The 25,444-nt window shown below is 63.1% G+C and carries 22 protein-coding genes; 17 read left to right on the top strand and 5 right to left on the bottom strand.

All coding sequences use genetic code 11. The features are described from left to right. Positions 1-9: 9 nt before the first annotated feature. Complete coding sequence (locus ACE3P0_RS01675) at positions 10-894, bottom strand: NAD kinase (RefSeq protein ID WP_374399370.1); 885 nt, start codon at positions 892-894, stop codon at positions 10-12. Positions 895-1,004: 110 nt separating this feature from the next. On the opposite strand from ACE3P0_RS01675, the gene hrcA reads away from it, so the two are divergent. Genes hrcA through ACE3P0_RS01660 form a run of 3 tightly spaced genes read left to right on the top strand, consistent with a single transcriptional unit; the run spans position 1,005 to position 3,510 of the window. Beyond that, positions 1,005-2,054 (top strand): heat-inducible transcriptional repressor HrcA, encoded by a 1,050-nt coding sequence (gene hrcA, locus ACE3P0_RS01670; RefSeq protein WP_374399162.1) that lies wholly within the window; start codon positions 1,005-1,007, stop codon positions 2,052-2,054. A gap of 8 nt (positions 2,055-2,062) precedes the next feature. Beyond that, entirely contained in the window at positions 2,063-3,160 is a 1,098-nt protein-coding gene (gene hemH / locus ACE3P0_RS01665) for a ferrochelatase (protein ID WP_374399160.1), read from the top strand. After that, positions 3,160-3,510 (top strand): phage holin family protein, encoded by a 351-nt coding sequence (locus ACE3P0_RS01660; protein ID WP_374399158.1) that lies wholly within the window; start codon positions 3,160-3,162, stop codon positions 3,508-3,510. Before hemH ends, ACE3P0_RS01660 begins: the two co-directional genes overlap by 1 nt. Positions 3,511-3,579: 69 nt before the next feature. Here ACE3P0_RS01660 and ACE3P0_RS01655 read toward each other — a convergent pair whose 3' ends face one another. Further along, on the bottom strand, positions 3,580-4,074 hold the full coding sequence (locus ACE3P0_RS01655) for an AP2 domain-containing protein (RefSeq protein WP_374399156.1): 495 nt from the start codon (positions 4,072-4,074) through the stop codon (positions 3,580-3,582). 246 nt (positions 4,075-4,320) lie between these two features. Between ACE3P0_RS01655 and ACE3P0_RS01650 the strand changes: the two genes are divergently transcribed. Continuing rightward, positions 4,321-5,457 carry a hypothetical protein gene (locus ACE3P0_RS01650; protein WP_374399154.1) on the top strand — a complete coding sequence of 379 codons (1,137 nt, stop codon included), beginning with the start codon at positions 4,321-4,323 and terminating at the stop codon, positions 5,455-5,457. Between the two features lie 23 nt (positions 5,458-5,480). On the opposite strand, the gene ACE3P0_RS01645 is transcribed toward ACE3P0_RS01650, so the two are convergent. Beyond that, on the bottom strand, positions 5,481-6,848 hold the full coding sequence (locus ACE3P0_RS01645) for a protein kinase (RefSeq protein ID WP_172198962.1): 1,368 nt from the start codon (positions 6,846-6,848) through the stop codon (positions 5,481-5,483). A 119-nt stretch (positions 6,849-6,967) separates the two neighbouring features. On the opposite strand from ACE3P0_RS01645, the gene grpE reads away from it, so the two are divergent. The 7 genes from grpE (at position 6,968) to ACE3P0_RS01610 (ending at position 17,613) form a co-directional block, all read left to right on the top strand. Beyond that, entirely contained in the window at positions 6,968-7,540 is a 573-nt protein-coding gene (gene grpE, locus ACE3P0_RS01640) for a nucleotide exchange factor GrpE (RefSeq protein ID WP_374399152.1), read from the top strand. A gap of 118 nt (positions 7,541-7,658) precedes the next feature. Then, complete coding sequence (gene dnaK, locus ACE3P0_RS01635; RefSeq protein ID WP_374399150.1) at positions 7,659-9,584, top strand: molecular chaperone DnaK; 1,926 nt, start codon at positions 7,659-7,661, stop codon at positions 9,582-9,584. A gap of 80 nt (positions 9,585-9,664) precedes the next feature. After that, positions 9,665-10,810 carry a molecular chaperone DnaJ gene (gene dnaJ / locus ACE3P0_RS01630; RefSeq protein ID WP_374399148.1) on the top strand — a complete coding sequence of 382 codons (1,146 nt, stop codon included), beginning with the start codon at positions 9,665-9,667 and terminating at the stop codon, positions 10,808-10,810. Between the two features lie 491 nt (positions 10,811-11,301). Then, the gene (locus ACE3P0_RS01625; protein WP_374399146.1) at positions 11,302-12,567 is read left to right on the top strand and encodes an ABC transporter substrate-binding protein; all 1,266 of its coding nucleotides are present in this window, start codon (positions 11,302-11,304) and stop codon (positions 12,565-12,567) included. A 25-nt stretch (positions 12,568-12,592) separates the two neighbouring features. Beyond that, the gene (locus tag ACE3P0_RS01620) at positions 12,593-13,717 is read left to right on the top strand and encodes an ABC transporter substrate-binding protein (protein WP_374399144.1); all 1,125 of its coding nucleotides are present in this window, start codon (positions 12,593-12,595) and stop codon (positions 13,715-13,717) included. Positions 13,718-13,892: 175 nt separating this feature from the next. Further along, positions 13,893-16,391 (top strand): alkaline phosphatase, encoded by a 2,499-nt coding sequence (locus tag ACE3P0_RS01615; protein WP_374399142.1) that lies wholly within the window; start codon positions 13,893-13,895, stop codon positions 16,389-16,391. A gap of 106 nt (positions 16,392-16,497) precedes the next feature. Beyond that, a complete protein-coding gene (locus ACE3P0_RS01610; protein WP_374399140.1) occupies positions 16,498-17,613 on the top strand; it encodes a beta-ketoacyl-ACP synthase III in 1,116 nt (371 codons plus the stop codon). A gap of 57 nt (positions 17,614-17,670) precedes the next feature. Here ACE3P0_RS01610 and cysS read toward each other — a convergent pair whose 3' ends face one another. Continuing rightward, on the bottom strand, positions 17,671-19,050 hold the full coding sequence (gene cysS / locus ACE3P0_RS01605) for a cysteine--tRNA ligase (protein WP_374399138.1): 1,380 nt from the start codon (positions 19,048-19,050) through the stop codon (positions 17,671-17,673). Positions 19,051-19,175: 125 nt separating this feature from the next. Here cysS and ACE3P0_RS01600 point away from each other — a divergent pair, with 125 nt between their 5' ends. Genes ACE3P0_RS01600 through ACE3P0_RS01575 form a run of 6 tightly spaced genes read left to right on the top strand, consistent with a single transcriptional unit; the run spans position 19,176 to position 23,722 of the window. After that, positions 19,176-20,297 carry a tetratricopeptide repeat protein gene (locus tag ACE3P0_RS01600; RefSeq protein ID WP_374399136.1) on the top strand — a complete coding sequence of 374 codons (1,122 nt, stop codon included), beginning with the start codon at positions 19,176-19,178 and terminating at the stop codon, positions 20,295-20,297. Beyond that, positions 20,297-21,496 carry a murein L,D-transpeptidase family protein gene (locus ACE3P0_RS01595; protein ID WP_374399135.1) on the top strand — a complete coding sequence of 400 codons (1,200 nt, stop codon included), beginning with the start codon at positions 20,297-20,299 and terminating at the stop codon, positions 21,494-21,496. Before ACE3P0_RS01600 ends, ACE3P0_RS01595 begins: the two co-directional genes overlap by 1 nt. After that, entirely contained in the window at positions 21,493-22,095 is a 603-nt protein-coding gene (locus ACE3P0_RS01590; protein ID WP_374399134.1) for a peptidylprolyl isomerase, read from the top strand. The genes ACE3P0_RS01595 and ACE3P0_RS01590 overlap by 4 nt, the downstream gene beginning before the upstream one ends. 35 nt (positions 22,096-22,130) lie before the next feature. After that, positions 22,131-22,622 (top strand): peptidylprolyl isomerase, encoded by a 492-nt coding sequence (locus tag ACE3P0_RS01585; protein WP_374399133.1) that lies wholly within the window; start codon positions 22,131-22,133, stop codon positions 22,620-22,622. 18 nt (positions 22,623-22,640) lie between these two features. Beyond that, positions 22,641-23,360, top strand: coding sequence for a UDP-2,3-diacylglucosamine diphosphatase (locus tag ACE3P0_RS01580; protein ID WP_374399131.1), 720 nt, complete (start codon positions 22,641-22,643; stop codon positions 23,358-23,360). Beyond that, entirely contained in the window at positions 23,360-23,722 is a 363-nt protein-coding gene (locus tag ACE3P0_RS01575) for a response regulator (protein WP_374399129.1), read from the top strand. Before ACE3P0_RS01580 ends, ACE3P0_RS01575 begins: the two co-directional genes overlap by 1 nt. A gap of 90 nt (positions 23,723-23,812) precedes the next feature. Here ACE3P0_RS01575 and purF read toward each other — a convergent pair whose 3' ends face one another. After that, complete coding sequence (gene purF, locus ACE3P0_RS01570; RefSeq protein ID WP_374399127.1) at positions 23,813-25,363, bottom strand: amidophosphoribosyltransferase; 1,551 nt, start codon at positions 25,361-25,363, stop codon at positions 23,813-23,815. Positions 25,364-25,444: the final 81 nt, after the last annotated feature.

Genomic DNA, 25,444 nt, shown 5'->3' with positions numbered 1-25,444 from the left:
GTGATTCCTTCAGGGAAGTCGCGGCGCTGCGCTCCAGTGGAGCTTTTCGCGCAGGATGGAGTAGTAGCTGTAACCAGGCGGGTGCAACAAGGTCACGACATGGTCCGATCGCCAGATGCGGATGCGATCGCCGGCACGCGCATCGAAACGCGCCTGACCGTCGAAATGTACGCGTGCATCGTGTGGCGGCTGCACCACGATTTCGATACGGCAGTCGTCCGACACGGTAATCGGGCGATGGGTCAGCGCGTGCGGGCACAAGGGAACCAGTGCGATGCCGGTAACACCCGGATGAAGAATCGGGCCATTCGCTGACATCGCATAGGCCGTAGAGCCCGTTGGCGTACAGACGATGATGCCGTCGGAGCGTTGGTGATAAACGAACTCGCCGTCCAGGTGCAGCTCGAACTCGATCATGCGGCCGATCTCGCCTTTGCTGACGACCGCGTCGTTGAGCGCCATCGTGTGGAAGACTCGGTCGCCCGCCCGAACGACTTCAGCCTCCAGCAACATCCGGGTGTCGTGGCGCGCGCGGCCGGCGAGGATCGCGCCGACGTGCTCGAACATGTCCTCACGCGGGATGTCAGTCAGGAAGCCCAGCCGCCCTTGGTTCACACCGACCAGCGGTACCGCATGACTGGCAAGCCGCCGCGCCGCGGTCAGCAGCGTGCCGTCGCCGCCCAGCACGATTGCCAGATCAGCCTTGGCACCGATCTCGTCGAAAGCCGCGACGCGGAACTCGCCGCCGATGCCGGTGGCACTTGCGGTGCCTTGCTCGATCAGCACTTCGCAGGCGCGCTCGCGCAGAAAAAGCGCAAGCCGGAGCACCGCATCCGACACTTCCGGGCTCTGGTATTTTCCAATCAGCGCGATCGTCTTGAAACCATTCTGCATGGCACCCATTTAACCACAAGGCGTGACACCGCTGCCGCAAGCACGGCGCGCCTTCGGGTCGAATCCCTCAACGCGTTGCGATTGCGGTTTTTTTCCCTAGAATGGCCGACATGGAATCACGCCCAGCCAACCAGCCACTCGACCAACGTGCGCAGATCCTGTTGAAGACGCTGGTCGAGCGGTATATCGCAGACGGTCAGCCCGTTGGCTCGCGCGCCCTTTCCCGCTCGTCGGGGCTTGAGCTCTCGCCGGCCACGATCCGCAACGTCATGGCCGACCTGGAAGAGTTCGGCCTTGTTACATCGCCGCATACGTCGGCCGGCCGGGTGCCGACCGCAAAGGGATACCGGCTTTTCGTCGACAGCCTGCTGACGGTGCAGCCGCTCCAGCAAGCGCAGTTGATGGAGCTGGAACACCATCTGCAGCCGGACCAGCCGCAACGCGTGATCAGCGCCGCGTCGCATTTGCTGTCCGAACTGACCCGTTTCGCTGGCGTGGTCGTGACCGCCCGCAAGGAAGCGACGCGCATCCGGCAACTGGAGTTCGTGGGCCTTTCGGAACGTCGCATCCTGCTGATCATCGTGACGCAGAACGGCGACGTGCAGAACCGCATCCTGCTGACGCAACGCCCCTACACCGGCGACGAACTGGTGCGGGCGACGAACTTCCTCAATCAGAACTTCGCCGGTCTGGAGTTCGACGAAATCCGCGAGCGCGTGCGCGCCGAACTTGTCCAGCTCCGTGAAGACATGTCGGAGCTGATGTCCGCCGCGATCACCGCCGGGCAGGATGCGATTTCGGAAACGAGCGCCTCATCGTACGTGCTGAGTGGCGAACGGAACCTGCTCGAAGTCGAGGACCTGTCCTCCAACATGGCACGTCTGCGCGACCTGTTCCGGCTCTTCGAACACAAGACGGGGTTGCTGCAGTTGCTTGAAGTGTCACGTGACGCCCAGGGCGTACAGATCTTCATCGGCGGCGAGTCAGGCATCGCCTCGCTCGACGATTGCACGGTCGTGACCGCCCCTTACAAAGTCGATGGACAGGTGGTCGGCTCGCTCGGCGTGATCGGCCCGACCCGCATGGCATACGAGCGCGTGATCCCCATCGTCGACATCACCGCGCGCCTGCTCTCCAGCGCACTGACTCCCCAGAACTGAGCTGATCGATGCCCCGTTTCAAGCCCGAACCGCCCTTCCGGCATGGAAGCGCCCCGAAGGTTGGCGTGCTGCTGGTCAATCTCGGCACGCCGGACGCGCCAACACCCAGCGCGCTGCGCCGTTACCTGAAGGAATTCCTGTCGGACCCGCGTGTGGTCGAGATTCCGCGCCTAGTCTGGTGGCCGATTCTCAACGGCATCATCCTGAACACACGGCCGAAGAAGTCCGCGCTGAAGTACGCCAGCGTGTGGGACCGCGACGGCTCACCACTGGAGGTGCACACACAACGACAGGCGAAGTTGCTGCGCGGCTACCTCGGACAGAACCGGCAGCAGCCGATCGAAGTCATGCACGCCATGCGCTACGGCAACCCGTCCATGCCAGCCCAACTGGATGCAATGCGCGCTGCCGGCTGCACCCGAATCCTCGTCGTGCCGCTCTACCCGCAATATGCCGGCAGCACGACCGGATCGGTTGCTGACGCGTTGGCGGGCTGGATGCAACGCTGTCGCAACCTGCCGGAGCTGAGGCTCGTTCGCGCCTTTGCGGATGACGGCGCCTACATCGCCGCACTGGCCGCCAGCGTGCGGGAGCACTGGCAGCGCAATGGCCGCGCCGAACGGCTGGTCATGAGCTTTCATGGCGTACCGCGTTATACGCTCGATCGTGGCGACCCGTATCACTGCGAATGCCATAAAACGGCACGGCGCCTCGCGGAAGCCCTCGACCTCGGGCCGGACGACTACGTGCTGACATTCCAGTCGCGCTTCGGCCGTTCCGAATGGTTGCAGCCCTACACCGAGCCCACGCTGCAAGCGCTGGCGAAGTCCGGTATCACGAAGATCGATGTGATCTGCCCGGGTTTTGTCTCCGACTGCCTCGAAACGCTTGAAGAGATCGCAATGGAGTGCAAGCACGCCTTCATTGCAGCAGGCGGCAAGGAGTTCGGCTACATCCCCTGCCTCAACGAGCGGGACGACTGGATTCGTGCGCTGGTCGGCCTGGTTGAGCGGCAAGCAGGCGACTGGCTGGCTGCCCCAGCCCCAGACCCTACCCAACTGGCGATCGCTGCACAGCGCGCCGCCAAACTTGGAGCACAAAACTGATGCTGAACCGACTGGCGATCTGGGCCTTGAACACCGTCGCGCTGATGCTCGTGCCAGAGGTGGTGACGAGCATTACCGTCAGCAGCTGGACGGCCGCCCTGCTCTTCGCGTTGCTGCTGGGCCTGGTCAATGCTTCGATCAAACCTCTGCTGCTGCTGATCACCTTGCCGATCAGCGTTCTGAGCCTGGGTATCTTCGCTCTGGTGATCAACGCGCTGGCGTTCTGGGCGGTAGCAGGGTTGATTGGTGGCATCGTAGTGCCGACTTTCTGGTCGGCGTTCTGGGGGGCGTTGCTCTACAGCGTGCTGTGCACGTTCGTCAGCATGGCGGTTTCAGAACCACGCCGCTAACGCTTGAGCCACGGTAAAAAGAACGCCCGCAGATGCGGGCGTTCTTTTTTGGCAAGAACTGCGACTGAATCAGGCGCTGCGTCGGGCACCTTCACTCGCTGCGGCGCGGCGGCGCGCTGGCTTACGCCGAACGGCACCGGGGTCGAACTCCCCTTCAAGCTTCTTCAGTGCATCCTTACGTGCTTTCAACGCCATTTTGAAAGCACCTTCTTCGCCGTATTTCTTGACGGAGAACTTCACCCGTTTGCGACGCCCGTCCGGCAGTGGCCAGGAGGCCACCCAGAACCAGCGTTGCTTTTCTTCCGGCATATCACGCGTTTCCGAGGCGCAGTATCGACAGACGCCGACCACGCCCGAGCGGTTGTTTTTCTTGACGATGTTTGAGTATTCACGCATCGAGAACGGCGGGTGTTTGGCGATCACCTCGTCGCGATACGCCTTTGCGGCATTGAAGGACTTGGTCTTGCCGCCATGCACGCCATCGCTGAAGTGCTTGCGGTAGATCACCCCTCGCCGCTGGATGGTCACCAGCCAGCCATGGGTGCGGCTGACCTCGTTGTCCACCCGGCTGATCCCATAAACGCTGCTTCGGGCCACGACATTCCTCCATTGGGTTGCATCTACTACGGCGGCGATAAGAGCATTTTCGGCCTAGTTTCAAAAAACTTTAGCGTGTCAACATGTATCTGCCCGCACCTCGCCGGGCGTCGTCCCCCCGTCTGGCCTTCAAGGAAAAACAAGGACTTGCCGCTACTACATCTGGGCGACACAGCCTGGCCGGGCAGCCGGACCTGACGGAAGGAGCGACAAATGAAGATCACATCATCGGATGTGGCCCTGGCCTCATCCCACGAAGCTTGGCGCGCGCAGGAAACCGACACTCGGATGCGGGCATGGGCCGATGCCAATGCGGGCGGGCGCAACGCGCCCGGTTTCGGGCTGGAGTTCAACCAGCACAGCCGCGTCGAATTCTCGGAAGCCGCACGGGCGCAGCTGGCATTCAGCCAGCGCAACGAGCATCCGGCATCGCGCACCGAGGCACCTCAGCAACAGGTCGCCGACACTGAAGCCAGCCCAAGCACTGACGAGGCGAAAAACGAGGGCGGGCTGCCCGCGCGGCTGCAGTTGCTGAAGGACATCGTCGAAGCGCTGACTGGCCGCGAAGTTCGCTTCGTGACAGCCGGCCAGCTACAAGGCACGGACACCGCTGCGCAGGACACTGCCTCCGCCCCGGCTTCCGGGAACGCCCAGGCCGACGGCAGCCAGGCGCCACAGCGCGCCGGGTGGGGGCTGGAATTCGACTCACGCGAAGTACGCGAGGAATACGAGCGAACCAGCTTCTCGGCGAGCGGGTCGGCAACGACGGCAGACGGCAGAAAAATCAGCTTCTCGCTGAGTTTGTCGATGGAACGCTACCAACGGGAAGAAACCAGCGTGTCGATCCGCGCCGGCGACGCCTTGTTGAAAGATCCGCTGGTCATCAACCTGGACGGCAACGCAGTTTCGACCACCGGCGACACGATCCGCTTCGATCTGAGCGCCCAAGGCACCTCGGAGAAACTGCCACTGCTGCGCGGCGCGGGCTACCTGGCGCTGGACAAGAACGGCAACGGCCGTATCGACAACGGCACCGAGCTGTTCGGGCCGCAGAGTGGTGACGGCTATGCGGAACTTGCGAAGCTCGACGCCGACAGCAACGGCTGGATTGACGAGTCCGACCCCGCCTTTGCGAGTCTCAAACTATGGCGGCCGGCGAGCGACGGTGCGGGCACATTGACGTCGATCGCGAGTGCGGGGGTTGGGGCGCTCTACCTCGGCCGTGTCGACACGCCCTTCACGCTGAAGGACAGCCAGAACGCGAATCTTGGCGCCGTGCGCGCGAGCGGAATCTATCTGAAGGAAAGCGGCGAAGCCGGTGCGATGCAGCAGATCGACGTCGCCGTCTGATTGCCGCGACGGTGGCCTGGTGCTCAGCTATTGACGAGCTGCAGTTCGAGGCCGCCGCTTGGCGCGCCATCGTTGCCCCGGGTCGCCGGCTCGCCGGACTTTGCACAGACGCGCAATGCTGCCGACAAACGCCGCATCGCAACGGTGGATAAGCGCGAACGGAAGTGGTCGGTGCATTCCTCGGACGCCAGCACCAGGGCAGCCGGGTTGATTTCGAGGTAGCTCACCGGCGTCAGCGTCACCACCGTGGCGAACTGCTTGCGCTCCTGCTCGTCGAGGAAGGCGCTCTCGCCAAACACCTCGCCCGGGCCATATTCGGCGACCTTGCGGCCATCCAGCGAGACCTCAACCCGCCCCTCGATCAGGATGCAGAAGCGCGCATCGCTGCTGCCTTCCTTGATCAGCGTCGTCAGCTCGCCACACTGGCGCCATTTGCCGATGCGGAAGGCTTCCCACACCTCGACGTCGTCGAACTCGGTGAAGAATGGCAAACGCCGCAGCTGGCCGAAGTGCGAGTTGTCTTCGAGGTGCTCGTTCTCGTCGTAGATCTTGTATCGGACCGCCGACAGGTCTTTCGCAAACTCCGCGCCATTCTTGTAGCGGGAGTAGAGATCCTTTTCGAGCGCCTTGCGGATCACCGGGTCCATCGTCTCCGGCACCGCCGGGTTGAGCAGAACCACCGACGGCGGATCGGCATTGATGATGCGATAGACCAGCTGCGCCGGGTTCTTGGCACGGAATGGCAGCCGCCCGGTCAGCATGTGGAACAGCACGACGCCGAGCGAGTACAGATCGGTCTTCTGGTTCAGCGGGTAGGACTTCACCTGCTCCGGCGACATGTAGGCCGGCGAGCCGACGCCCATAATGAAGGTCGAATCCTCGTCGCTCTGCTTCTTGATGTTGAGCGCGAGCCCGAAGTCAGTGATCTTCACATTATCCTGATCGTCGATCAGGATGTTCGCCGGCTTGATATCGCGGTGGATGATGCCGTTCTTGTAGGCATAGTCCAGCGCCATGCAGCACTTGAAGATGATGCTGACCACACGATGGATCGGCAGCAGGTTCTCGAAGGTGCAGTAGCGTTCAAGGGAATAGCCCTCGAAATACTCCATCACAACGTAGGCCTGGTCTGCCTCGATCACCGTCTCGAAGATGCGGATGATATTCGGGTGGTTGAGGCGTTTGGAGACAGCTTCTTCGGCGCGCAAGAGCTTGAGCAGGCGCCGGTTCCACTTCGCCTGATCCTTCGCCTTGTCATTGAAGCTGATGTGCTTGAGGGCGATCGGCTCCGGATAGAACGGGTTTTCCGCCAGATAGACGATGGCCGTGGCCCCCCGCCCGATCTCGCGGATGATGCGGTACTTCCCGATTCTCTCCGGCTGCGCAGCCATGTAATCCCCCGTTAACAGACGGCATGTTAGCGCTCGCGCGCTTTTGCCACAAACAGGGCTTGAAATTCCCGCAACCCGCCCCAGATGGAAGCAAAGTTGCCATCAGGGAGTTCATTTTCATGCAGGAAAATCAGTCCAGTCCGCAGCCTGAGGTCGAGCTGAGCTCGGCCGCAGACGCCTCGCCGGAAGCCGCCAGCGCCGAAGCCCCCGACAACGCATCGGTCGACACCCTGCCCAGCCTCGAAGAGCAGTTGCGCCAGGCTGAATTGAAAGGCGCCGAGCACTACGACGCCTGGTTGCGTGCCAAGGCTGAGACCGAAAACGTGCGCCGTCGTGCTGCTGAAGACATTCAGAAGGCATCCAAGTTCGCGATCGAAAAGTTCGCCACGGAGCTTCTGCCAGTCAAAGACAGCCTCGAACAGACGCTTGCCGTCGCGAACCCGACGCTCGAATCGATCCGCGAAGGCGTCGAGCTAACCTTGCGCAACCTTGCGCGCGCTTTCGAGCGCGGCAACCTGACGGAACTCGACCCAGTCGGTGCGAAGTTCGACCCGCATCAGCATCAGGCGATGAGCATGGTCGAATCGGACCAACCCGCGAACACCGTCGTCCAGGTCTTCCAGAAGGGCTACCTGATCGAGGGTCGTGTCGTGCGCCCGGCGCTGGTCGCTGTGTCGAAGACCAAGGACTGACAACGCCGCGTGGCGGGTCTTGCGGCCACAGCGCCCCAGGCTCTTGAAAGCCTGTGACAAGACCCCACTTCGGTAACAGGTTTGCTTCACCACAGAATTCGGAAAGGACAACACAAACATGGGCAAGATCATCGGTATCGACCTCGGCACCACCAACAGCTGCGTCGCCATCATGGAAGGCGGCACGCCGAAGGTCATCGAGAACTCCGAAGGCGCGCGCACCACGCCGTCCATCATCGCTTACATGGATGATGGCGAGATCCTGTGCGGCGCGCCCGCCAAGCGCCAGGCCGTGACCAATGCGAAGAACACCCTCTACGCGGTGAAGCGCCTGATCGGCCGCCGTTTCGAGGAAAAGGAAGTCCAGAAGGACATCTCGCTGATGCCCTACGCCATCAGCAAGGCCGACAACGGCGACGCATGGGTGGAAGTGCGCGGCAAGAAGATGGCCCCGCCGCAGATTTCCGCCGAAGTGCTGCGCAAGATGAAGAAGACGGCCGAGGACTACCTTGGCGAAGAAGTGACCGAAGCGGTCATCACCGTGCCGGCCTACTTCAACGACAGCCAGCGCCAAGCGACCAAGGACGCGGGCCGCATCGCCGGCCTCGAAGTCAAGCGCATCATCAACGAGCCGACCGCGGCCGCGCTGGCCTTCGGCATGGACAAGGTTGCCGGCAAGGACAAGAAAATCGCCGTGTATGACCTCGGCGGCGGCACCTTCGACATCTCGATCATCGAGATCGCGGATGTGGACGGCGACAAGCAGTTTGAAGTGCTGGCGACCAACGGCGACACCTTCCTCGGTGGCGAAGACTTCGACCAGCGCGTGATCGACTACATCGTCGAAGAGTTCAAGAAGCAGAACGGCATCGACCTGTCGAAGGACGCGATCGCGCTGCAGCGCATCAAGGCCGCAGCCGAGCGCGCCAAGATCGAGTTGTCGTCGAGCCAGCAGACCGAAATCAACGAACCGTACATCACGATGGCCAACGGCGCGCCGTGCCACCTCGCGATGAAGATCACCCGCGCCAAGTTCGAGTCGCTGGTCGAAGAGCTGGTCGAAGCCACCATCGAGCCCTGCCGCAAGGCGCTGAAGGATGCCGGCCTCAAAGTCACCGATATCGACGACGTGATCCTCGTCGGCGGCCAGACCCGCATGCCGAAGGTGCAAGAAAAGGTGCGCGAGTTCTTCGGCAAGGAAGCCCGCCGCGACGTGAACCCGGACGAAGCTGTGGCCGTTGGCGCCGCGATCCAGGGTGGCGTGCTGCAAGGTGAAGTGAAGGACGTGCTGCTGCTCGACGTCTGCCCGCTCACCCTCGGCATCGAAACCCTCGGCGGCGTGATGACCCCGCTGATCAAGCGCAACACCACGATCCCGACCAAGGCTCAGCAGGTCTTCTCGACCGCAGACGACAACCAGACCGCAGTGACGATCCATGTGCTGCAAGGCGAGCGCGAAATGGCCTCGGCCAACAAGAGCCTCGGCCAGTTCAACCTGTCGGACATTCCGCCGGCGCCGCGCGGCATGCCGCAGATCGAAGTGACCTTCGATATCGACGCCAACGGCATCCTGCATGTCTCGGCCAAGGACAAGGCGACCAACAAGGAAGCCAAGATCACCATCAAGGCGAATTCCGGCCTGTCGGACGACGAAATCCAGAAGATGGTAAACGACGCCGAAGCCCACGCCGAAGACGACCGCAAGGCTCGCGAACTGATCGACGCCCGCAACCAGTGCGACGCGCTGATCCACACCGCGAAGAAGGCGATCCAGGAACACGGTGACAAGGTTTCGGCCGACGAAAAGGCCAAGATCGAAACCGCGATCAAGGAAGCCGAGGAAGCGATCAAGGGCACCGACAAGGAAGACATCGAAGCCAAGGCGCAGGCCCTGGCGCTCGCCAGCCAGACGCTGGGTGAGAAGATGTACTCGCAGACTGCCGGTGCCGATGCGGGCGCCGGCGCAGGTGCCGGCGCAAGCGCCAAGCCGGCTGACGACAACGTCGTCGATGCCGAGTTCACCGAGGTCAAGGACAAGAAGTAAGCCGAAACAACGCGAAGGCGTGAAGGGCGCAAAGGATCGCATCGCGTCCTTTGCGCCTTTGCGTTAGAGGAAAAGAGCAGATGGCCAAAAGGGATTACTACGAGGTACTGGGGGTCAATCGCGACGCCAGCGACGAGGACATCAAGAAGTCCTATCGCAAGCTCGCGATGAAGTTTCACCCGGACCGCAACCCCGACGACAAGGGCGCTGAAGAGAAGTTCAAGGAGGCCAAAGAGGCCTACGAGGTGCTCTCCGACAGCAACAAGCGTGCAGCGTACGACCGCTATGGGCACGCCGGCGTGGACCCGTCCGCCGCGGGCGGGCCCGGCGGCTTTGGCGGCGGCGCGGGTTTCGAAGGCTTCTCGGACGCCTTCGGCGGCATCTTCGACGAGATTTTCGGTGGCGGCCGCGGCGGTGGCGGCGGCGGGCGTTCGAACGTCTATCGCGGTGCCGACCTGCGCTACAACCTGGAAATCACGCTGGAAGAAGCGGCGCGCGGCGCGGAGAAGACGATCCGCATTCCGCTGATGGAGGAATGCGACGTCTGTCACGGCTCGGGCGCCAAGGCCGGCACGCAGCCCAAGACCTGCCCCACCTGCGGTGGCGCGGGCCAGGTGCGTATGCAGCAAGGCTTCTTCTCGATCCAGCAAACCTGCCCGAAGTGTCACGGTTCCGGCCGCCACATCTCGGACCCCTGCGGCAGCTGCCATGGCGCCGGCCGCGTGAAGAAGCAGAAGACGCTGGAAGTGAAGATCCCCGCCGGTATCGACGACGGCATGCGCCTGCGCCACGCCGGCTACGGCGAACCGGGCGTCAATGGCGGGCCGCCGGGCGATCTGTACGTGGAAATCCACGTTCGCGAACACCAGGTCTTCCAGCGCGATCACGATGATCTGCATTGCGAAATGCCGATCGGCTTCGCCACCGCAGCGTTGGGCGGCGAAATAGCAATTCCGACACTGGATGGTGCGGCCAACCTGAAGATTCCGGCCGAAACACAGAGCGGCAAGGTGTTCCGCCTGCGTGGCAAGGGTATCCGCAACGTGCGTTCGGGCCACCCGGGCGACCTGCTGTGCCACGTCGTCGTCGAGACACCGGTGAACCTGAATGAACGCCAGAAGGAACTGCTGCGTGAGTTTGAGGAACTGGCACAGAAGGATGCGGCGAAGCAGACGCCCCGTGCGAAGGGCTGGATGGACAAGGTGCGCGAGTTCTTCAGCGACTGAGCAACCAGAACGCGCGGCACACGTCGCCTCCTTGCCGGCCCTGCCGGCGCCGAGTCGCGGCCCACACAAAAGAGCTCCAATCGGAGCTCTTTTTATTTTTGCTTGATCAAAATTGACATTGATTGCTGCGCGGAACGATTGCCAAGCCCCGCGCAAAGATTTAGGGTTAACCCGCTCGGGGTTTTCCCTTAGCACAAAAAACAAGCACGGCGCACCCTACAAGCGACCGGCAGCACAGAGACAACAAAGGAGATTTCGGTGAGTGCCGAAAAGTATCTTGAACGGCCACGCGCGGCCCGTATCCGTCCGTTTCACCACCCGCCCCTCGCGGCGCGGCACCGACCTTAGGCCGCCACACGGCACCACACCAGGTCGCCACTGAGATCCGATCAACTCTGTTACCGGCGCATCGGCTTCAATCAGCAGAAGCCTCGGCGCGATGCGCTGTCGCGCGCCGCCACTGCCGGACACTGAAGGACAAACGCACAATCATGAATCCCATCCACACGACGAAGACAATGCTGGCGCTCGGCTTGGTGCTCGGCGTAGCCGCTAGCCACGCCGCCGATATCGAGGTCCTGCACTGGTGGACTTCGGGCGGCGAGGCGCGCGCCTTGGCCGAACTGACGAAGAAGCTTGAGGCAAGCGGCCACCGCTGGCGCGACTTTTCGGTTGCAGGCGGCGGCGGTGACAACGCGATGCTGCTGCTGAAGACCCGCGTCGTCTCCGGCTACCCTCCGATGGCTGCGCAGATCAAAGGACCGGAGATCCGCGAATGGGCGGAAGACGGTCTGCTCGCCGATATTGGCGACGTCGCCAGCGCCGGCAACTGGGACGCCACGCTGCCTGCAGTGGTTGCGAACGCAATGAAGTACGAAGGTCGCTACGTCGCGGCGCCGGTGAACGTCCACCGCGTTAACTGGATGTGGATCAACCCCGAAGTACTGAAGAAAGCCGGCGTAGAAGTGCCCACCAGTTGGGATGCACTGATCGCCTCCGCGGACAGCATCCGCAAGGCCGGCTTCACGCCGATCGCCCATGGCGGCCAGCCCTGGCAGGACTTCACGCTGTTCGAATCGGTCGCGCTGGGCGTCGGTGGTGCCGATTTCTACAAGAAGGCTTTTGTTTCGCTCGACAGCGCCACGCTGCAGGGCGCAACAATGACCAAGACACTGGACACCTTCAAGGCGCTGCGCAAGCTGATCGACGCAGGCGCACCCAACCGCGAGTGGAGTGCGGCGACGGCGATGGTGATCAACGGCAAGGCTGCGGTACAGTTCATGGGTGACTGGGCAAAGGGTGAATTCGCCCGCGCCGGCAAGCAACCCGGCCGCGACTATCTGTGCCTGGCGGCGCCCGGTACCGAAAAGGCCTACACCTACAACATCGACAGCTTCGCCTTCTTCCGCCAGCGCCACGACGATGCGCGCAAGGCACAGGCCGACCTCGCGAATGCGTTGATGGGCGCGGAGTTCCAAGAGAACTTCAATCTTGCCAAGGGCTCGATTCCGGCACGCACCAACGCGCGCATGGATCGTTTTGACGACTGCGCCAAGCGCTCGGCCGAAGCCTTCCGTGCCACGGCGCAGAGCGGCGGCCTCGTGCCATCTGTTGCGCACCGCATGGCCGCACCTGAAGCAGTTCAGGCCGCCATGCAAGCCACCGTCTCCGCCTATTTCAACGATGCCGGCATGAGCACACGCGACGCCCAGGCGCGCCTTGTGCAAGCCGTTGCGGCCGGCAACGCGCAGCGCTGAGTTGTCGCCCTCAAGGACTACAGACATGAACACATTTGCTCATTCGCGCCTGTTCAAGGCGTTCGCCGCGCTGCTCGTCAGTGCAGCCGCCCCCTTCGCGTCGGCAGACATCACCGTGCTGCAGATGGCTCCGCTCACCGGCCCCTACGGCGGGATTGGCTGGCATATGCAGGTCGGCGCACAGGTAGCCGTGGCCGACCTCAACGCACGCGGCGGTATCGCCGGCCAGAAGGTAAAGCTCGTGACGGCCAGCCAGGAGCCGGGCGACGTCAGCAAGCAGTTGCGCCCCTTGATCGACAAGAACGCGCCCGCCGCGCTGCTCGGGTTGATGGGGGAAGACAGCGTTCAACAGTTGCTCGACAGCCGCCTGCTTGAAGACAACGGCCTTGCGCTGGTCGGCCCGCGCGTCGGCGCATCCAGCCTCGCGAGCGGCTCCAAGCTGCTGTTCCTGACACGCCCGAGCTTTACCTTCGAGGTTGCACGGGTGCTCAAGCACCTCTCCACCAGCGGCATGAAAAACGTTGGGGTCGTGTACGAGGACAACGGATTCGGCCGCGAGGCCTGGACCGCTGCATCGAGCGAGGCCGGCATTCTTGGCATCAAGCTCAACGGCGTCAGTTACCTTGCCGGTTCGGCTCAGGTCGACCAGGCGGTAACGAAAATGCTGGCGAGCGGCCCGCAAGCCATCGTGCTGGCATCGCAGACGGCGGGCGCCGCGGCATTCATCCAGCGCTACCGCGCCCAAGGCGGCACCGCGCAGCTTGCAACACTGTCTTATGTGGAGGGCAGCCACCTCGCCCGCATCATCGGCAAGAAGGCCTCGCACGGCGTCGCGGTACTGGAAGCCGCGCCGAACACGCTGAATGAGTCGGTGCCTCTGGTGCGCGAATTCCGCGCCACCTACAAGAAGTACGGCCCGAACGACGTCGAACCCACCCAGGCGATGATGGAATCCTACGTCGCCGCACGTACGCTGTTCGAAGGCCTGCGCCGCGCCGGTGGCACCCGCGCCAAGCTGCCAGCCGCGATGGCGGGAATCGACCGCTTTGACCTCGGCGGCATCAACGTGAGCTTTACCGGCACGCGCCGCACCGGTGTTGAGTTCGCCGAAATGGCGGTGATCGACCGCCAGGGTCGCGTCATCCGCTAGCACCTTGGGGCGGCCTGGCCAAAGCCGGCCGCCCTTTCCTCTCCTGGGTTCCGCGCACAAACGCGCTGTCGCCTTCTCACAAGTCATCGGCAGGTAACGTCCCCACCATACGCTGGCGTATTTTCCGGCGCGCCGGCATGCGCGCCAAACGACCTGGTATGGGGAACGTATGACGATGAATCGACGCGCATTCCTGCGCAATACCGGCTTCTGGACCGCCTCGATCGCGGCCGGCGGGCTCAGCGCTTGCGGCAGTGACAGCGCAACGGCGCCCGTATCGGCACCCGCCAAAGCCACGGGCAGCAACTGGAAATTCCCGCAGAGCGTTGCCTCGGGCGACCCGCGCGCAGATGGCGTGATGCTCTGGACCCGCGTGGTACCGGCGAGTGCGGATGCCGTGGCAAGCGCACCCGATGCCGGCGATTTCTCGATCCGCATCGTCGTCACCGCGGCCGACAACAGCAGCCGCCTTGGCACCGCCGACGCGCTGGCAGGCACACCGGTCGTCGACAACAGCATTCCGGTGTACGCCCGCTACGACCATACGGTGCGCAACAAGCTCAGCGGTTTGCAGCCTGGCACCGTCTATTTCTATCAGTTCGTGGCAGGCGACGTGCGATCCCGTGTCGGGCGCTTCAAGACGGCCCCGACGCGCGATGCCGACGTCGCCGAATTGAAATTCGCGTTCATTTCCTGCCAGGACTGGAGCGTGAACCACTGGGCGGGCTTAGAGAGCCTTGCACAAGAGGACATCGACTTCGTCGTGCACCTCGGCGACTACATCTACGAGACGGTCGGCGAAGCCTTCCAGAGCGGCGCCGTCGAGTCACGCCACGACCCGCTGGTGCTACCGGATGGCAGCTACAAGTCCGGCAACAGCGGCGCAAAGTACGCCACCACGCTCGCCGACTACCGCTACCTCTACAAGAAGTACCGAACCGACCCGCGCCTGCAGGCCCTGCATGAGCGCCTGCCCTTCATTGCAACCTGGGACGACCACGAGTTCTCCGACGATTGCTGGCAGGACGCCGAGACCTACGACAACGGCAGCTACGACGCCAATACCGGCATCGGCGACAACACCCATCAAAGCACGCGCCGCCGTGGCGCCAACCAGGCATGGTTTGAATTCATGCCAGCCGATGTCAGCTATGACAGCACCACGGCCAGCTTCCAGAACGTGCGCATCTACCGCGATCTGCCCTTCGGCAAGCTCGCCCACTTCGTCGTGACCGACGAGCGCCTCTACCGCGCCGACCACATCATCCCGGAAGCCGCCCCCAATCCCGCGTCGGGCGCAGCACTCGGCTCTGTCGGTTCGCGCTACTTCGTACCGGCCGACAAGCGTGACGCCATCGAGGCCGCTAAAATGAACGCCGTATCGGCCGGCAGCGATGCACTGGCGCCGGCCTCCATCCTCGGCACCACGCAACGCGATTGGTGGAAGCACACGATGAGCGCTTCCACCGCAACATGGAAGCTGTGGTGCAACGAAGTCTCGCTGCTGCGGATGGGTCTGGATGGCACGGCGGCGGTCGCCACCCTGCTCGCGCTGCAATCGGTCAACACGATCGCGGGCAACATCACCACCGCAGCCGGCTCCACGGGCGGCAACGTCGCGGCGGCTGCCGCCGTGGTGGCCGCCGTCACCGCCGGAGCGGATCAGTCCAAGGCCGGAGCCGCCGCTGCGGCGATTGCTACGGCGCTCGCCACGTCGGCCGACCCGGTTGCCGCCGGTGTCGCCCAAGGGCTCAACACCACGCAGGCAACACTCGCCAGCACGGCCTATCGCGCCGCCACATCAGCAACCGGTGCGACCGCGCAAGCGGCCGTTGGCGCTCAGGTCATTGCCTTCGGCTACATCAAGCCCGACATCATCGCCAAGGGTGCAGCGTCGAGCTTCGTCGGCGGTCTGGCCACGCTGCTGGCGCCCTACTTCACCCGTTTCCTGCTTAACTGCGACCAGTGGGACGGCTACAACGCCGAACGCAAACACCTGATGGCACACCTGAAGGACAACGCGATCCGCAACGTCGTCGCGCTGACCGGCGATCTGCACTCCTTCCACGCTGGCACCGTCAATGACAACTACGACGCGACAGGCGCCGGCACACCGGTGATGGTCGATTTCGTCACCGCCGGCATCAGCTCCGATTCGTGGTTCACCTACTTCGCCGATGCCACCACCGGTTCGCTGCTGTCGAACCTCGTGTTCTCGCCGATCTCGGTGCCGGTCGACGGCGTTGGCACGCTTGACCTGCGCTTCAACCTGTTCGACTTCACGCTGCAGCGCGCTGCGCCGACGCTCGATGAGCTCGCCGAGCAGGTCCGCCTGCCAGTGCGCCGCGCGCTTGGCGCAAAGGGCGTCAGCGAAGCGGCGCTGGATGCCACCACCGCCGCCGTGCTGTCCGCGTTGAAAGCGACGCCTGCATTCGCCGGCACGCTGCTCGGTCTCGCAACGCAGCTCGCGAGCCTCAACAGCAATCCGTGGATCCGGCACATGGTCAGCGATGCGCAGGGCTATGCCGTGGTGTCGCTCAAACCGGAAGGTTTGCGCTGCAGCTTCCGGCAACTCAACCCGCTCGTTGGCAGCACTGCGCCGAGCGCGCCGATTGCCAACACGCTGCAGTTTGCCGTGGCACGTGATGTTGCCGCCGTAACGCGCGTGAGCTGACCGGCACTCAGCACCTCGCCGGGCAAGGGCGTTGCCTTGCCCGGCGACAGGACCATACGCCTGCGAATGTGCTACCTTCCCGCAACTTTTCGGTAAAGGTAGCTTCATGACCGACGTCGTCATCCGCGCGACCGGGCTGTTCACGCCGTCGCAATCCATCAGCAACGAGGAACTCGTTGCTGCCTTCAACACCTACGTCGCGAACTACAACGCCCAGCACGCAGCGGGTATCGCCGCCGGTGAAGTCGCCCCACTCACCGAGTCGAGCGCCGAGTTCATCGAGAAGGCCTCCGGCATCAAGCAGCGCTTCGTGCTCGACAAAGCCGGCGTGCTCGACCCCGCGCGCATGTATCCGCGCTTCGCACCGCGGCCGGACGACGCCTTGTCGCTGGAAGCCGAGATTGGCGTTGCCGCCGCGCGGGACGCGCTTGCACGCGCCGGCCGCGATGCGGCCGACGTCGACGCGGTGATCTGCGCAGCTTCGAACATGCAACGCCCCTACCCCGCCATGGCGGTCGAGATCCAGCACGCGCTGGGTATCAAGGGCTTTGCGTTCGACATGAACGTTGCCTGCTCGTCCGCCACCTTTGGCATCGAGCAAGCCGCCAATGCGGTGCGCTCCGGCAGCGCCCGCTCAGTACTGGTGGTCAATCCCGAGATCTGCTCGGCGCACCTGGAATGGCGCGATCGCGACTGTCACTTCATCTTCGGTGACGTTGCCACCGCTATCCTGGTCGAGCGTGCCGACATGGGCGACGGCGGCTGGGCGATCCTCGGCACCAAGCTTGCAACCAGTTTCTCGAACAATATCCGCAACAACGCCGGCTTCCTGAACCGCTGCGAAGACACCGATCCCGATGCACGGGACAAGCTCTTCCGCCAGGAGGGCCGCAAGGTGTTCAAGGAAGTCTGCCCGATGGCGGCCGAGCATATCGACAGCCATCTGTCGGCCCTGGGGCACGCACCGGCCGGCGTGCGTCGCTTCTGGCTGCATCAAGCCAATCTGTCGATGAACCAGCTCATCGCGCGTCGCCTGCTCGAACGCGACGCCACCTTCGACGAAGCGCCGGTGATCCTCGACCAATATGCGAATACCGCTTCGGCCGGTTCGATCATCGCCTTCCACCTGCATCACGAAGATCTGACGCAGGGCGACCTCGGCGTGATCTGCTCGTTCGGCGCCGGCTATTCGATCGGCAGCGTGGTGATCCTGCGCCGCTGAACGCAGCGAAAACAAAAAGGGCGGCCATGGCCGCCCTTTTTTTATCGATCGCCCGGATCAGGCGCGCCGCCAGGTCGTACCCTGAGCAGAATCCTCGAGCACCACGCCAGCAGCCTTCAGCTCGTCGCGAATCCGGTCCGACTCAGCGAAATTCCGGGCCTTCTTGGCCGCAGCGCGGTCCGCAATCAACTGCTCGATCGCTTCAGCGCCGAGTCCATCACTCGACGCGCCGCCCTGCAGGAACGCCACCGGGTCACGCTGCAACAGGCCCAGCACGCCAGCCAGCGCCTTCAGCAACCCGGCTACTTTCGGATCGCGCCCGCGCTGCACCTCACCGGCAAGCTCAAACAGCACCGCCACCGCTTCGGATGTGTTGAAGTCGTCGTCCATTGCCGCTTTGAAGCGGGCCGGCAAGGCTTCCGCCCAGTCAATCGCGACCTCGGCCGCCGGCACGTCGCGCAAGGCGGTATAGAGCCTTGTGAGCGCATGCTTCGCGTCCGCCAGCAGATCCGGCGAGTAGTTGATCTGGCTGCGGTAGTGCGAACGCACCACAAGGAAGCGGATCACTTCGCCGTCGTACTGCTTCAGCGCTTCGCGGATCGTGAAGAAGTTGCCCAGCGATTTGGACATTTTCTCGTTATCGACGCGCAAGGCACCTGCATGCATCCAGACGTTGGCCAGCGTGCAGCTGTGGGCGCCTTCGCTCTGCGCGATTTCGTTTTCGTGGTGCGGGAACGGCAGGTCGGGCCCGCCGCCATGGATGTCCAGCGTCTTGCCGAGAATGGCACTGCTCATCGCCGAGCATTCGATGTGCCAACCGGGCCGCCCCTTGCCCCAGCGGGAGGTCCACTTGGTGTCGGCGGGTTCGGTCTCTTTGGCGGCCTTCCAGAGGACAAAGTCCAGCGGATCACGCTTCGACGAATCCACGGCCACACGCTCACCAGCGCGCAGATCGTCAATCGACTTGCCGGAGAGCTTGCCGTAGCCTGGGAACTTGCGCACCGCGAAGTTCACGTCGCCATCCTCGGCCTGATACGCCAGGCCCTTCGATTCCAGCGTATCGATGATCTCCAGCATCTGCGGCACGTAATCCGTTGCGCGCGGCTCGATATCCGGACGCTCGATGCCCAGCGCACCGAAGTCGGCGTTCATCTCCGCAACCATGCGCGCGGTCAGCGCCGCGATCGGCTCGCCGTTTTCCTGTGCGCGGCGGATGATTTTGTCGTCGATATCCGTAATGTTGCGAACGTACGTCAGCTCGTAGCCCGACGCCCGCAGCCAGCGCTGCACCACGTCAAACCCGAGGAAGCAGCGGGCGTGCCCCAAGTGACACAGGTCGTACACGGTCATGCCGCAGACATACATGCGGACCTTGCCGGGTTCGATCGGGGTAAATTGCTGCTTCTGGCGGGTGAGCGAGTTGTAGATCGTGAGCATGAATGATGTCCGTGCATGCACCGCCCGAGTGGGGCGGTCGCCGCGGCCCCCGCGTTGCGGGGCTTGTTGATAGAATGGTGGGCTAGAACAGGCGCGTCGCGCCTTGCTCGCAGGATGTTAGCACAATGACTTTTCGCCCTTTTCGCACCACCTTGAACGCCCTGGCAGCTGCGATGCTGCTGGCGTGCGCCATGCCCGCCGCCGCGGAGCCGACGCTCACGGAGGTCCAGGCGCACATGAAACAAGGCCAATTGCCGGCCGCGCTGGAAAAGGTCGACCAGATCCTCGCTGTGCGCCCCAAGGACGCTCAGGCGCGCTTCACCAAAGGCGTCATCCTGACGGAGATGAACCGTCTCAACGACGCCGCGGTCGTGTACCAAAAGCTCTCGGAGGACTACCCCGAGCTGCCGGAGCCGTACAACAACCTCGCCGTCATCTATGCGTCGCAGCGCCAGTACGAGAAGGCCAAGGCCGCGCTGGAGCTTGCGATCCGCACTCACCCAGCCTACGCCACTGCGCACGAGAACCTCGGCGATGTGTATGCCAAGCTCGCAAGCCAGGCCTATGACAAGGCGCTGCAGCTCGATTCCGCCAACACGCAGGCGCAGACGAAGCTCGCAATGATTCGGGACCTGATGGGCGGCACCACACGTAACGCGCGTACTGCACCCTCAACGACCAAGCCGGTGCAGATTGCTGCGGCCACCCCGGCGCCGGCTCCCGCTCCGGCGAAACCGGTGCCCCCTGTCACGAAAGCACCCGAGCCCGCAGCCAAGCCGGCAGAGGCCCCTGCGAAGCCGGCGCCGGTTGCGAAGGCTGAGCCGACAAAACCGGCCGCCACACCAGCGCCGGTTGCGGTCGCCAAGGCGGAGCCCGCTGCAGCGAAGAAACCCGCGGCCAACGACAAGGCTGAAGCAGACATCAAGAAGATGGTGAACGGCTGGGCGAGCGCGTGGTCGCGTAAGGACGTGAAAGCCTATCTCAGCCACTACGCGCGCGACTTCAAGACGCCCGGTGGTGTGCCGCGCAAGGCTTGGGAAAGCGAACGCGAATCGCGCCTGACCAAACCGGGCCCGATCAGCGTCAGCGCCGACAACCTTGTGATCCGCCTGTCCGACGACGAAGCCACCGTCAGATTCCGCCAGTCGTACGACTCGGCGAATCTGAAGTCCGCCGCCACCAAGACGCTGGTGCTGGTGCACCGCGATGGCCGCTGGCAAATCCAGCAGGAACGGGTCGGCGGCTGATGCTTAAGGTATTCCGCCACGCGGCGCGGATTGCGCTGGTCGTTGGCGCCTGCTGTGCGGGCCTGTCGGCTGCCCAGCCGATGAAGGGCCCGATCTCGGATAGCGGCCCCGAAGCATCGCTGGCGAAGGTATTTGACGACATCGAGCACCGCAAGCTCGACAGCGCGCTGGAGCGCACCGAGTCCCTGCTTCGGGTGTATCCGAATTTCCGCCTCGCACACCTGATCCGCGGCGATCTGTTGCTCGCCCGCAGTCGCCCGATCGCGGGTTTTGGCAACGCACCATCCGCACCGCCGGAGAAGGTCAGCGAATTGCGCGAAGAGGCCATCGCACGGCTGAAGGCGTATCGCAACCGGCCGCCCAGCAATTACGTGCCGCGTTACCTGTTGCAGATGCGGCCGGATCAGAAGTACGCGATCGTCGTCGACACCCAGAAATCGCGTCTTTATCTCTATGCCAACGAGGGTGGCCGGCCGCGTTTCGTGGCGGATTACTACATCACGCATGGCAAGGAAGGTGCGCAAAAAGCGCGCGAAGGTGACAAGCGCACGCCTCTGGGCGTCTATCACGTCGTGTCGGAAGTGCCGAAGAAGCGCCTGACCGATTTCTATGGCTCGGCAGCCTTCCCGATCAATTACCCGAACGAGTACGACCGCCTGCAAGGCCGCGCGGGCCACGGTATCTGGCTACACGGCGTGCCAAGCGATACCTTGTCGCGCCCGCCCAAAGCATCCGACGGTTGTGTGGTGCTCGCCAACGCCGACCTGCAGGCCGTTGCGTCGCGCCTGCAGCTGGGCCTGACGCCAGTGATCATCAGCAACGACGTGGAATGGCTGAGCCTCGACGACTGGCAACAGGAGCGCACGGCCCTGCAAAAGCAGATCGAGACCTGGCGGCGCGACTGGGAAAGCGGCGACACCGAACGCTACCTGCAGCACTACGCAGAGAAATTTGCGAGTGATGACGCGACCCGCACGCAGTGGTCTGCACGCAAGCGCGCAATCGCCAAGGACAAAACCTGGGTTCAGGTGCGACTTAAGAACATCAGCATGTTCCGCAGCCCGGGCAAGGAAGACATGGTCGTTGTGACCTTCGATCAGGACTACCGCAGCAACAACCTCAAACAGCAGGCGAGCAAGCGCCAGTACTGGCTCAAAGAGAACGGAAAATGGAAAATCGTGTACGAGGGGCAGGCATGAACATCGTCCGACGCGCGCTGACGGCGACCCTGCTCGCCGGGCTATCGCTTGGCGTGGTTGTTCAACCGGCAAGCGCCGATAGCGGTGATCCGAAAGTACGGATCGAGACCAGCGTCGGCGCCTTCGTCGTTGAGCTTTACCCCGCCAAAGCCCCGAAGTCGGTGGCGAACTTCCTCAGTTACGTGGATTCCGGCCACTACGACAACACGATCTTCCACCGCATCATCCGCGGCTTTGTCGTGCAAGGCGGCGGCGTCACTGCGGACATGCGAGAGAAACCGACGCGAGCGCCGATCGAGAACGAAGCAAAGAACGGCCTGAAAAACGAGACCGCGACGCTGGCGATGGCCCGCACGCAAGACCCCAACTCCGCGACCTCGCAGTTCTACATCAACCTCAAACACAACGCGTCGCTCGACTATCCGTCGTTCGACAGCTGGGGCTATGCGGTGTTCGGCAAGGTCGTTGAAGGCATGGACACCGTCAGAAAAATGGAGGCGGTTGAGACAGGCATCGTTGCAGGACAACGCGACGTACCGCTCAAACCCGTTGTCCTCAAATCGGCTCGCCGCGTCACGCCCGCTGCGGCCAAGCAGTAACCCGGTCCGAAGACCGGCTCAACAGGAAATCCAACATGATCAAACTGCACACCTCGCTCGGCGTCATCACGCTTGAACTCGACGCCGAGAAGGCACCGAAGACCGTCAAGAACTTCATCGAGTACGTCGAGTCCGGTCACTACAACGGCACGATCTTCCATCGCGTGATCGATGGCTTCATGGTGCAAGGCGGCGGCATGACACCCGATATGCAGCAGAAGCCGACGCGCGACACGATCGAAAACGAAGCGAACAATGGCCTGAAGAACGAACGCGGCACCATCGCGATGGCGCGCACTCAGGCACCCCATTCGGCGTCCGCACAGTTCTTCATCAACGTCGCGGATAACGAGTTCCTCAACTATCGCTCGCCCGACCTGCAAGGCTGGGGCTACTGCGTCTTCGGAAAGGTTGTCGAAGGCATGGATGTCGTCGACAAGATCCGTACGGTCAAGACTGGTCGCCGTGGCTTCTTCCAGGATGTGCCGAACGAAGACGTCATCATCGAACGCGCTGAAGTCGTCTGAGCGCGAGCGGTTGCCTGCATGATCCATTTCATCTCCGACCTCCACCTGAGTCCGAAGCACCCTCAGGTGGCAGCCGCCTTTTTGCGCTATATCGGCGGCCCGGCGCGTGGCATTGAAGCGCTCTACATCCTTGGCGATCTGTTTGATGCCTGGCCGGGCGACGACGCACTGGTCGACCCGGCCGCGCGCGGCATCGCCGATGCGCTTGCCGCCCTGTCGGCAAACGGAACGAAGATCTTCATCATGCAAGGCAACCGCGACTTCATGCTCGATCGCGGCTTCGCTGCGGCAGCTGGCGCGAGTTTGATAGAAGAACCCTACGCCCTGTCGCTTGGCGAAGCGCGCCACGTGCTGATGCACGGTGACGCCTTGTGCACCGACGACGTCGCCTACCAGCACTTCCGCACGATGGTGCGAAACCCGCAGTGGCGAGCCGCCGTGCTGGCAAAGACCCTGCAGGAACGGCTCGCGCTGGCAGCAGAGATCCGCATGAAGAGCGAGCACGCGAAGCAGGACAAAGACACCGAGATCATGGACGTGAACATCGGTGCGGTAGAAGCGGCAATTCGCGACGCGGAACACGCGGACCTGATTCACGGCCACACCCACCGCCCTGCTTGCCACACGCACATCGTGGACGGTAAGGCGTGCAAACGCTGGGTGCTGCACGACTGGCGCGACAAGGCCGAATGGCTGGAGTGGTCGCCGGAAGGCGGGTTCGCGTTCCGCTCCTGCTGATGAACAAAGCGCTCATCGTTGACGACAGCGAGCCGAACCGTCGGCTCCCTGCGCTGATTCTGGGCCAGCTCGGCTGGGCGACGACAGAAGTCGCCGACGGTGGTTCGGCGCTTGACGTCGCGCGCCTCGACCACTTTGACTGCATCCTGCTCGATCTCCACCTGCCGGATCTGCGCGGCGATGAAGTCTGTCGCCGGCTGCGTGAGAGCGGCGCTCAGCCCGACACCTGGATCGTCGCCTACACCGGCGAGAGCCCAGACCACATCGCGCAAATCACACAGGGCAGCCCGTTCGACGCTGTGCTGACCAAGCCCATCACGCGCAAGAGTCTCCTCCAAGCCCTACCGCCATCCGAGCGCTAGACAAAGCGCACAAACAAAAAACGCCGCGAACTACTTCGCGGCGTTTCTTTTTTTGCTTGATGGGGGGCGGCGACGCCCCCGGTCTACCGGTCAGCGATCCTCGTGCGAGACGAGATTCAGATCCATCTGCCCACCATCGCCGTCGTCATCACCTTCATCGTCACGGCTATTTGAGGCCGGCACATCCGTATTGCGGGCGTCTTCAATCTCATTCAGATAAGCGGCCGTGATGTCGCCAGTCACATAGAAACCGTCGAAGCAAGACGTCTCGAACACCTCGATCGTCGGATTGAGCTCCTTGACCGCCTTCTTGAGATCGTCGAGACCCTGATAGATCAGCGCGTCAGCCCCGATCTCATTGGCAATCTCGTCCTCAGAACGGAAAGCGCCGATCAGCTCGTTACGGCTCGGCATATCGATGCCGTAGACGTTGGCAAAACGCACCGGCGGCGCCGCAGAGGCCATAAATACCTGCGTAGCGCCCGCTTCGCGCGCCATATTGATGATCTCGCGGCTCGTCGTACCACGAACGATCGAGTCATCGACCAGCAACACGTTCTTGCCCGCAAATTCCTGATGAATCGCGTTGAGCTTCTGACGCACCGACTTACGGCGTACCGCCTGCCCCGGCATGATAAAGGTCCGGCCAATGTAGCGGTTCTTCACGAAGCCTTCGCGATACGGAACGCCGAGACGATTCGACAGCTCCATCGCCGCCGGGCGGCTGGAATCGGGAATCGGCACGACAACGTCGATCTTCAGATCCGGATACTTTTTGAGGATGCGTTCAGCGAGGTACTCACCCATCTTGACGCGGCTGTCGTACACCGAAATGCCGTCAATCAGCGAATCCGGGCGCGCAAGGTAAACGAACTCGAACATGCAAGGCGCGTGCGGTAGCCCGGACACGCACTGGCGGCTTTCCAGGTGGCCCTGGGTGTTGATGAGCACTGCCTCGCCCGGAGCGATGTCCCGCAAAAGCTTGAAGCCAAGCACGTCGACCGCGACGCTTTCCGAAGCGACCATGTACTCGGTGCCGCCCAGCGCTTCATTGCTGCCGATCACGAGCGGGCGAATGCCGTGCGGATCACGAAAGGCAAGCAGGCCATAGCCCGCGATCATCACGACCGCAGCGTAAGCCCCCTTGACGCGCCGCATGACGCCCGAAACAGCCTTGAAAATCTGTTCGGACTCCAGCCGTGGCCCCTTGGCGTGCTCCTGCAACTCATGCGCCAGCACGTTCAGCAGCACCTCGGAGTCCGAGTTGGTGTTGATGTGTCGGAGGTCGGCGAGGAACATCTCGCGCTTGAGCTCATCGGCGTTGGTCAGGTTGCCGTTGTGCGCAAGCATCAGACCGAACGGCGAATTCACATAAAACGGCTGCGCTTCGGCCGGGTTATAGGCCGAACCGGCTGTGGGATAGCGGCAATGGCCAATCCCCCAGTTACCGGTGAGGTTACGCATGTTGCGCGTGCGGAAGACATCGCGCACCAGCCCCGAGCCCTTGTGCATGTGAAACTTGCCCGCTTGCGCCGTCGCAATGCCCGCTGCGTCCTGCCCGCGGTGTTGCAACACCTGAAGCCCGTCATACAACAGCTGGTTGACCGGCGTAGTCGCTACTACACCTAGAATCCCGCACATCGTCGATCACCTATCTGAATTGAATCCGTTTTGCGAGTGGCGCCGACATCCACGGCGCCACCGCCAGCACCGCCGCCTCAA

Origin of the sequence: Niveibacterium sp. (assembly GCF_041909475.1) — a bacterium.
Lineage (GTDB): Bacteria > Pseudomonadota > Gammaproteobacteria > Burkholderiales > Rhodocyclaceae > Niveibacterium.
Note: the sequence above shows the minus strand (reverse complement) of the source record. Positions and strands in the feature narration are given on the sequence as shown.